This is a genomic window from Mycobacterium sp. IS-836 (assembly GCF_001954275.1).
Lineage (GTDB): Bacteria > Actinomycetota > Actinomycetes > Mycobacteriales > Mycobacteriaceae > Mycobacterium.
On record NZ_MBEU01000042.1, the window covers coordinates 24,346 to 33,780 of the forward strand.

Consider the following 9,435-nt stretch of genomic DNA (forward strand, 5'->3'; position numbering starts at 1 on the left):
GCTCCTCTTCATCAGACGAGTGCCCAGGGCGAGGCACCCCGCCAGCATAGGGGCGCAGCAACTGGGGGCCCGCGGCCCAGGCCGAATACACTGGTCGGGCCCGTGGAGCACCGAACCATCGAAAGAAAGGGGCGCCGCGCTGAGCCTGGATGCAGCGGCAGCAGCGGCAACCGTCGAGTTGACCGGCGCCGTGACCGACCGGCTTCGGCGGTACCTGCGCGAGCGGCGCACCGAGACCGCCTACATCGGTGACGACTACCGCGATCTGATTGCCGTCCTGGAAGATTTTGTCCTCGGCGGGGGCAAGCGGCTGCGGCCGGCGTTCGCCTACTGGGGCTGGCGCGCGGTGGCAACCGCGGAGCCCGATTCCAAGGTGCTGCTGCTGTTTTCCGCGTTGGAGCTGCTGCACGCGTGCGCGCTGGTGCACGACGACGTGATTGACGACTCCTCCACGCGCCGCGGCAGGCCGACGGCCCACGTCCACTTCGCGGCGCTGCACCGTGACCGCGGCTGGCGGGGTTCGGCCGAGAAGTTCGGCGAATCGGCGGCCATCCTGCTCGGCGACCTGGCGCTGGCCTGGGCCGACGACATCGTGTTCGGGGCCGACATATCGCCCGAGGCGCAGCGGCGCGTGCACCGCGTGTGGGCCGAGATCCGGACCGAGGTGCTGGGTGGGCAATACCTCGACATCGTCGCCGAGGCGAGCGCCGCGGAGTCGATCGCGTCGGCGATGAACGTCGACACCTTCAAGACCGCGTGTTACACCGTGACCCGACCGCTGCAGCTCGGTGCGGCTGCCGCGGCCGACAGACCCGATGTGCAGGCCGTCTTCGACCGGTTCGGGACCGACCTCGGCGTGGCGTTCCAGCTTCGCGACGACGTGTTGGGCGTGTTCGGGGACCCGGCGGTGACCGGCAAGCCGTCCGGTGACGACCTGAGATCCGGCAAGCGCACCGTGCTGCTGGCCGAGGCGGTGGAGTTGGCCGACAAATCAGATCCCTTGGCGGCCAACGTATTACGCGGCTCGATCGGCGAGCACCTGACCGAAACGCAAGTGGGTAACCTGCGCGACATCATCGAGTCGGTGGGTGCCCTGGCCGCGGCCGAGGAACGCATCGCGGCGCTGACCCAGCGGGCCCTGGCCACGCTGGAGGCCGCACCGATCAACGCCGCGGCCAAGGTGGGCCTGGCCGAACTGGCCAAGATGGCCACGGACCGGGCCGCCTGAACCGATGACGACCCCGACCGACACCCCGGCCGATCGACCGTCGGCGACGAAACATTCACTCGCCCAATATTTTTCACGGTTGCGTGCCTTCGTTGCCACTCCGGACGCCGGGCCGGCGCGGCTGGGCTTTGTGGGCTCGGTGCTGATCACCCTGGGCGGGCTGGGCGCCGGCAGCACCAAGCCGCACGACCCCGTGCTCGAATCGATTCACATGTCCTGGCTGCGCTTCGGACACGGACTGGTGCTGTCGTCGATTCTGTTGTGGGCGGGTGTGGGTCTGCTGCTGATCGCGTGGCTCGCGCTGGGCCGCCGCGTGGTTGCCGGCACCGCAACCGAATTCACGATGCGCGCCACCACCGCCTTCTGGTTGGCGCCGTTGCTCGTCTCGGTGCCCGTCTTCAGTCGCGACACCTACTCGTACCTGGCCCAGGGCGCGCTCCTGCGCGACGGCTTCGACCCGTACGCCGTGGGCCCTGTCGCCAATCCAAATGCGTTGCTGGACAACGTAAGCCCCATCTGGAGCATCACCACGGCGCCCTACGGCCCGGTGTTCATTCTGGTGGCCAAAGTGGTCACGATGGCGGTCGGCAACCACGTCATCGCCGGCACCATGCTGCTGCGCCTGTGCATGCTGCCCGGGCTGGCGCTGCTGATCTGGGCCGCGCCCCGACTGGCCCACCATCTGGGCACCAGTGGCGCCGCCGCGCTGTGGATCTGCGTGCTCAACCCGTTGGTGCTAATCCATCTGATGGGCGGGGTGCACAACGAGATGCTGATGGTCGGCCTGATGGCCGCCGGCATCGCGCTGACTTTTCAGGGCCGGCACACCCTCGGCGTCACCCTGATCACGGTCGCGATCGCCGTCAAGGCCACCGCCGGTATCGCGTTGCCGTTTCTGGTGTGGGTGTGGATGCGGCATCTGCGCGAGGAACGGGGATATCGGCCGGTGCGGGCGTTCGTGGCGGCGACCGCGTTGTCGTTGCTGATCTTCACCGTGGTTTTCGCGATCTTGTCCGCGGTGGCGGGCGTCGGGCTGGGCTGGCTGACCGCGCTGGCCGGGTCGGTGAAGATCATCAACTGGCTCACGGTGCCGACCGCGACGGCGAACCTGATCCACGCCCTGGGGAGCGGGTTTTTCCCCGTCAATTTCTATGCCACGCTACGAATCACCCGCTACATCGGGATCGCGATCATCGCCGTGTCGCTGCCGCTGTTGTGGTGGCGATTCCGGCGCGACGACCGGGCCGCGCTCGCCGGCATCGCGTGGTCGATGCTGATCGTGGTGCTGTTCGTCCCCGCGGCCCTGCCGTGGTACTACTCCTGGCCGCTGGCGGTCATGTCCCCGCTGACCCAGTCACGACGAGCACTGGCGGCCATCGCCGGGTTCTCCACCTGGGTGATGGTGATCTTCAAACCCGATGGATCGCACGGGATGTATTCCTGGCCGCACGTTTTCCTGGCGCTCGCGGCCGCGCTGATCGCGTGGCGCACGCTGTACCGGGCACCTGAACCGGTCAGAGTCAGTAGCTCTCAGTAGCGCTCAGTAAGCCATAGCTTGCGCCCGGCGCACCACTTCGCGGGCCTGGTGGGCGTGCAGCGCGTCCACGGGGCGTGCGTTGTTCATGGCGTCGCGGCTGCCGTCGCGCGTGACCGTGAGCGACGGGTCTGGGGTGAACAGCCAGCGCACGATCTCCGTCTCGTGATACCCGCCGTCGTGCAGGATCGTCAGCAGCCCCGGCAGGCTCTTGACCACCTCGCCGGAATTGGTGAAGAAGACCTGCGGCACCACCACACCCCCGCCGCGCCGCACCGCGACCAGGTGGCCCTCCCGCAGCTGCTGTTGCACCTTGCTTACCGGCACCCCGAGCAACTCGGCGACCCGTGGCAGGTCGTAGGTTGGCTCGTCGGGTTCTAGAACATCGTCGCCGGCCGGAAAACTGCCCACCGCGCAAGTGTAGGCCTTGGTGCGCGACCGAGTGGGCGCGTTCAAGCTAATGTTTCGCCGCCAATCGGACCGCCACCCCTACGATGGCCCCGTGAGCCGAGCCGGCACGGGCGACCCGTTGGAGAGCACGTTGCTGGACGGCCGCTACCTGGTGCAGGCCAAGATCGCCAGCGGCGGTACGTCGACGGTCTATCGGGGTCTCGACACCCGGCTCGACCGCCCGGTGGCGTTGAAGGTGATGGATTCCCGCTACGCGGGCGACGCGCAGTTCCTGACCCGCTTCCAGCTCGAGGCCCGCACGGTGGCGCGGCTGAAGAATCCCGGCCTCGTCGCGGTCTACGACCAGGGCACCGACGCCCGGCACCCGTTCCTGGTGATGGAGCTCATCGAGGGCGGCACGCTGCGCGAGCTGCTGGCCGAACGCGGCCCGATGCCGCCCCACGCGGTGGTGGCGGTGCTGCGGCCGGTGCTGGGTGGGCTGGCGGCCGCGCACCTGGCCGGCCTGGTGCATCGCGACGTCAAGCCCGAGAACGTCCTCATCTCCGACGACGGCGACGTAAAAATCGCCGACTTCGGGCTGGTGCGTGCCGTCGCCGCCGCTGGAATCACCTCCGCCAGCGTCATTCTGGGCACGGCGGCCTACCTGTCTCCCGAGCAGGTGCGCAACGGCAGCAGCAGTCCGCGCAGCGACGTCTACTCGGTCGGGATCCTCACCTATGAACTGCTGACGGGGCGCACTCCGTTCACCGGCGACTCGCCGTTGTCGATCGCTTACCAGCGGCTGGATACCGATGTGCCACGGGCCGGCGCCGCGATCGACGGTGTGCCACCACAATTCGACGCGCTGGTGGCGCGCGCGACCGCCCGCGACCCGGCCGGCCGCTACGCCGACGCGATCGAGATGGCCGCCGACATCGACGCTATCGCCGACGAATTGGGCTTGCCCGAATTCCGGGTGCCGGCCCCGCGTAACTCCGCGCAACACCGTTCGGCGGCCGCGCAGCAGAGCCGGATGAGCGAGCGCCCGGTGACCGGCCAGGAACCGCAGGCGCCCGCCAAGGCCGCGGTTCGCCACCCCACCCGCCAGTTGACCCGCGGGCCCGAAGACTGGCCCGAACCGAAGCCAAGCCCCCAGTCCGACTCCGAACTCGACGGCGACTACGAATACCAGCCCGTCTCAGGCGAATTCGCCGGCATCGCGATGAGCGACTTCGTCTGGGCGCGTCAGCACGCCCGCCGCATGGTGCTGGTCTGGGTGGCGCTCGTGCTGGCGCTCACCGGGCTGGTCGCCACCGCGGCGTGGACGATCGGCAGCAATCTGACCGGACTGCTGTGATTCGCTCTTCCGCGCGACCTAGTCGCGCAGCATTTCCGCGACGAGGAACGCCAGCTCCAGCGACTGCTGGGTGTTCAGCCGCGGATCGCACGCCGTCTCGTAGCGGCCGGCCAGGTCGGTGTCCGAGATGTCTTGCGCGCCACCCAAACATTCGGTGACGTCCTCGCCGGTGATCTCGACGTGGATGCCGCCCGGATGGGTGCCCAACGCCCGATGCACCTCGAAGAATCCCTGCACCTCGTCGACGATGCGGTCGAAGTGCCGGGTCTTGTAGCCGTTGGACGACTCGTGGGTGTTGCCGTGCATCGGGTCGCACTGCCAGATCACCTGATGACCGGTGGCCTGCACCTTCTCCACGATCGGCGGCAGCAGATCGCGAACCTTGTTGTTGCCCAGCCTGCTCACCAACGTCAGCCGTCCGGGCCTGTTGTGCGGGTCGAGCCGCTCGACGTATTCGACGGCCAGTTCCGGGGTCATCGTCGGGCCCAGCTTAACGCCGATCGGGTTGGCGATCACCTCGGCGAACGCGACGTGCGCGCCGTCGAGCTGGCGGGTCCGCTCGCCGATCCACACGGTGTGCGCCGACAGGTCATACAGTTGCGGCGTTCCCTCGACATCCGACAAGCGCAACATGGCGCGCTCGTAGTCGAGCACCAAAGCCTCATGGCTGGAATAGATTTCGGCGGTTTGCAGGTTGCGGTCGGCCACCCCGCAAGCGCTCATGAACCGCAACCCGCGATCGATCTCGGTGGCCAGCGCCTCGTAGCGCGCGCCGGCCGGCGAGGTCCGGACGAATTCGCGGTTCCAGTCGTGCACCAGGTGCAGCGACGCCAGCCCCGACGAGGTCAGTGCCCGCACCAGGTTCATCGCCGCGCTGGCGTTGGCGTACGCGCGCACCAGCCGCGACGGATCGTGTTCGCGCGCCGCGGCATCCGGGGCGAAGCCGTTGATCATGTCGCCGCGGTAGGACCTCAGGCCCAGCGCGTCGATGTCAGCGGACCGGGGCTTGGCGTACTGGCCCGCGATGCGGGCCACCTTCACCACCGGCAGGCTGGCCCCGTAGGTCAGCACCACGGCCATCTGCAGCAGGGCGCGCACATTGCCCCGGATGTGGGGTTCGGTGTTGTCGACGAACGTCTCCGCGCAGTCGCCGCCTTGCAGCAGGAACGCCTCGCCCCGCGCGACCTGGGCAAGCTGCTCGTGCAGCCGGACGATCTCGGACGGCACCGTCACCGGCGGCACGCTCTCCAGGACCGTGCGCATCGCCTCGGCCCGGTCGGCGGGCCAGCTGGGCTGCTGAGCGGCCGGCTTGGCCAACGCGGCGTCCAGGCGGGCGCGCAGGTCAGGCGGCAGCGGCGGCAGCGCCGGCAGCTGCTCAATCGGAATGTCGACGGTCCAGTTCATCGGTCCATGGTAACTGGGGACGGCCCCCGGCTGATCTCGACTGATCAGGGCGAACGATCCCCGGGCCCATCGTCAGCCGCCGTGATCAGCCGGAATCGGCGTAGCTGGTCGCGGGCATCGACGAGGGCGTCGTGGACCTCGCGCGGGCGCGGTGGCATCCGGGGCGACCCGCGATCCTCCCACAATTGCCGCAGTTCCCGGGTGAAGCGGGGTAACGCCTTCGGCAGGCCCGGCATCGCGCCCCACAACTGGCACAGGGCGACGTGATCGTAGGCGCCCACCCACGCCCACAGCTCGATCGGCTCGGTGGCCCCGAAGACGTCGAAGAACTCCTCCAGGTCCAGGCGAATCTGCTTACGGGAGCGCCATAACGGCGAGGCCGGGGGCGGCAACTTGGGCAGTACGTGGGTGCGCACCCAGCTTCCGGCCCGCTCGGGATCGAATTCGGTGGACACGGCGTAGTACTCGCGGCCGTCCTCGGCGACCACGCCAATCGAGATCAGCTCGATGGTGCGGCCGTCCTCGATGAATTCCGTGTCGTAGAAGTACCGCACTCAGAAAGCCTATGGGAAAGCCTCTGGCCTATCGGCCGATCAGGATGGGCACCGTCGGCGCCGATGCCGCATGCACGTCATGGTCGAGCTGGGCGTCGACCATGCGTTCGTCGGGCAGGCGCGGGGTGCCCGCGATCGCGCACTGCACCCACAGCTTGGCCCGGACGACGGGGCGGCGCAGCGTGCGTTCCCGTTGCAGCGCGCGGCGCATCTTGTCCGGTTGGGTGGTGTAGCGCCAGCGGGCCCAGGGCGCGTGTGGGCGTGACAACCGGATCGCACCGATCACCAGCAGTACGACGATGAACATGCCGAGCAGGCCGGTCCATACCTTGCCCTTGAGCACCACGACGACGGCCAGCGGAAAGGTCACCACCAGGGCGCCGCCCACCCCGGCGCGCAGCGCCACCGAATCGGCGGCGTGCCAGAACGGGAAGAAGAACATCAGCGGGTGCAGACCCAATATCAACAGCCCGGCCACCGCGACCGCCGCGAATACCGCGTCCACCGAGGTGCGGCCGTCTTCCTCCCAGTAGACGTCGGACAGGTGCAGAATCAACGCGTACTCGTCGAGGACCAACGCCGCACCGATCCCGAAAAGTATTGCGGCCAAAGTGAATTCAGGTTCCTGCCCGCTGACGGACAGGGTCACCAACGTCAATCCGGAGAGCATCACCAGCACGACGCCGAACGTCACGTGGTGGATGTGGATGCCCCCGATGTGGACGTTGCGCGGTTGCCACCATCGGGCCGGACGACCAGTTTCGGCGCGATGGCGGATAACCCGCACGAACGTTCTCGTCACGAAAAAGGTCAGGATGAACGCGACCAGGCAGCACAGCAGGGGCAGCCGGCCGCGGTCGACGATGTCGTCGGCGAACCAGCGGCCCACCCCGAGCACGAACCAGTGGAGCACCCTAGAAACCTACGCCCGGATGCGCCCGCGCAGTTGGAGCCGCGCTGCGACGCGTCGCCGTGCGCACCGATTACGCTGTTCTGCGACATGAGTAGATGGCGGGCGCCCGGCGTGGGCTTCACGAGCGAACGGGGCCCCCGGCGGGCGCTGCTGTCGTGGACACTGTGGTGCCTGCTTTGGCTGCTGGCCGCCGCGGCGCTGTATTACGTGGGCCTGCGCCTGTTCGGGCACACGCCGTACCGCATCGACATCGACATCTATCAGATGGGCGGTCAGGCCTGGCTGGACGGGCGCCCGCTGTACCGCGGCGACGTGTTGTTCCACACACCGATCGGGCTGAACCTGCCGTTCACCTATCCCCCGCTGGCCGCCATCGTCTTTTGCCCGTTCTCCTGGCTGCACATGCCGGCGGCCAGCGTGGCGATCACGGTGCTGACAGCCGCGCTGCTGATCGCCTCCACGGCGATCCTGCTGAGCAGCCTCGACGTGTGGAGCCGCTCGACCGTGCTGGGCGGGCCGGCCTGGCTGCGCCGGTTGTGGCTGGCCGTGGTCATCGCGGCCGGGGCGACCATCTGGCTGGAACCGATCACCTCGAACTTCGCCTTCGGCCAAGTCAACGTCGTGCTGATGACGCTGGTGATCGCCGACTGCCTGCCGCGCCGCACACCCTGGCCCCGGGGGCTGCTCCTCGGCGTGGGGATGGCGCTGAAGCTCACCCCGGCGGTGTTTCTCCTCTATTTCGTGCTGCGCCGCGACAACCGCGCCGCGTGGACGGCGGTGGCGTCGTTCGCGGGCGCGACGCTGCTCGGTTTCGTCTTGGCGTGGAGCGATTCGTGGGAGTACTGGACCCGCACCGTGCATCACACCGACCGGATCGGCGAGACGGCGTTGAACACCGACCAGAACATCGCGGGTGCGCTCGCCCGGCTGGGGCTCGGTGAGCACGAACGGTTTCCGCTGTGGGTGGCCGCCTGCATCGTGGTGCTGGGACTGACCATCTGGGCGATGCGGCGGGTGCTGCGGGCCGGGGAGCCGACGCTGGCGCTGATCTGCGTCGCCCTGTTCGGGTTGGTGGTTTCGCCGGTTTCCTGGTCACACCATTGGGTGTGGGTGCTGCCGGCGGTGTTGGTGACGGGGATATTGGGCTGGCGGCGCCGCAACATCGCGCTGGCAGTGGTGAGCCTCGTCGGCGTCGCGTTGATGAGGTGGACGCCGATCGATCTGCTGCCCAAGCACCACGAGACGACCGCGAACTGGTGGCGCCAGCTCGTAGGGACGTCCTATGTGTGGTGGGCGCTGGCGGTCATAGTCACCGCCGGCTTCGCGGTCACCGCGCGGGTGCCTTCGCGGGACTCGGCGGCGAAGACGCTCACGCCGGCCACGGCCGCCGGCTGAGCAAGGGGGCCGCTAGCCGACGGCGGTCTCGGGGATCCGGGCGGCCTCGGAGTTCGACTCCAGATCGGTCGAATCAGCCGAGTCGTCCGCCGAGCCATCGCCGCGTTCCTTGATGCTGGCCGCGTAGATGTCGACGTATTCCTGGCCGGACAGCCCCATCAGCTCGTAGATCACCTCGTCGGTGACGGCGCGCTCGATGAAGCGATTGCCGGCCAGCCCTTCGAATCTGGAGAAGTCCATGGGCTTGCCGAAACGGACGGTGACCTTGCCGAAACGCAGCATCGTGGTGCCGGGCGGGTTGACGACGTTGGTGCCGATCATCGCCACCGGGATCACCGGGACGCCGGTTTGCAACGCCAGCCGGGCCAGGCCGGTCTTGCCCTTGTACAGCCGGCCGTCGGGCGACCGGGTGCCCTCGGGGTACATGCCCAGGAGCTTGCCCTGGGACAGTACGTGCTCGGCGGTGTTGAGCGCGGCCTGCGCGGCGTCGGCGCTGGAACGATCGATGGGCACCTGCCCGACGGCGGTGAAAAACCACCGGCTGAGCCAGCCCTTGAGGCCGGTGCCGGTGAAATATTCGGACTTCGCCAGGAACGTGATGCGGCGGCGCACGACGAGCGGCAGGAAGAAGCTGTCCATCACCGCCAAGTGGTTACTGGC

General features: G+C 68.5%; 9 protein-coding genes. 4 read left to right on the forward strand and 5 right to left on the reverse strand.

Annotated elements, in window-relative coordinates:
- Positions 1 to 178: 178 nt before the first annotated feature.
- Complete coding sequence (gene idsA2, locus A5747_RS12410; protein ID WP_076124540.1) at positions 179 to 1,228, forward strand: bifunctional (2E,6E)-farnesyl/geranyl diphosphate synthase; 1,050 nt, start codon at positions 179 to 181, stop codon at positions 1,226 to 1,228.
- Positions 1,229 to 1,232: 4 nt separating this feature from the next.
- The gene (locus tag A5747_RS12415; RefSeq protein ID WP_076124543.1) at positions 1,233 to 2,765 is read left to right on the forward strand and encodes an alpha-(1->6)-mannopyranosyltransferase A; all 1,533 of its coding nucleotides are present in this window, start codon (positions 1,233 to 1,235) and stop codon (positions 2,763 to 2,765) included.
- A gap of 3 nt (positions 2,766 to 2,768) precedes the next feature.
- On the opposite strand, the gene A5747_RS12420 is transcribed toward A5747_RS12415, so the two are convergent.
- Positions 2,769 to 3,173, reverse strand: coding sequence for an Rv2175c family DNA-binding protein (locus A5747_RS12420; RefSeq protein WP_076124563.1), 405 nt, complete (start codon positions 3,171 to 3,173; stop codon positions 2,769 to 2,771).
- Positions 3,174 to 3,264: 91 nt separating this feature from the next.
- Here A5747_RS12420 and A5747_RS12425 point away from each other — a divergent pair, with 91 nt between their 5' ends.
- A complete protein-coding gene (locus A5747_RS12425; protein ID WP_142245547.1) occupies positions 3,265 to 4,509 on the forward strand; it encodes a protein kinase in 1,245 nt (414 codons plus the stop codon).
- Between the two features lie 18 nt (positions 4,510 to 4,527).
- On the opposite strand, the gene A5747_RS12430 is transcribed toward A5747_RS12425, so the two are convergent.
- From A5747_RS12430 to A5747_RS12440, 3 genes are read right to left on the reverse strand one after another with little or no spacing between them, the layout of a single operon-like run.
- A complete protein-coding gene (locus tag A5747_RS12430) occupies positions 4,528 to 5,913 on the reverse strand; it encodes a class II 3-deoxy-7-phosphoheptulonate synthase (protein ID WP_076124546.1) in 1,386 nt (461 codons plus the stop codon).
- 44 nt (positions 5,914 to 5,957) lie between these two features.
- Entirely contained in the window at positions 5,958 to 6,467 is a 510-nt protein-coding gene (locus A5747_RS12435; RefSeq protein ID WP_076124548.1) for a polyadenylate-specific 3'-exoribonuclease AS, read from the reverse strand.
- A 28-nt stretch (positions 6,468 to 6,495) separates the two neighbouring features.
- Positions 6,496 to 7,356, reverse strand: coding sequence for a hypothetical protein (locus A5747_RS12440; protein ID WP_170874504.1), 861 nt, complete (start codon positions 7,354 to 7,356; stop codon positions 6,496 to 6,498).
- Between the two features lie 111 nt (positions 7,357 to 7,467).
- Between A5747_RS12440 and A5747_RS12445 the strand changes: the two genes are divergently transcribed.
- On the forward strand, positions 7,468 to 8,775 hold the full coding sequence (locus A5747_RS12445) for a glycosyltransferase 87 family protein (protein WP_083667117.1): 1,308 nt from the start codon (positions 7,468 to 7,470) through the stop codon (positions 8,773 to 8,775).
- A 12-nt stretch (positions 8,776 to 8,787) separates the two neighbouring features.
- Here the strand turns inward: A5747_RS12445 and A5747_RS12450 are convergent.
- Positions 8,788 to 9,435, reverse strand: a 648-nt coding sequence (locus A5747_RS12450; protein WP_076124569.1) for a 1-acyl-sn-glycerol-3-phosphate acyltransferase, incomplete at its 5' end; no start/stop codon positions are given.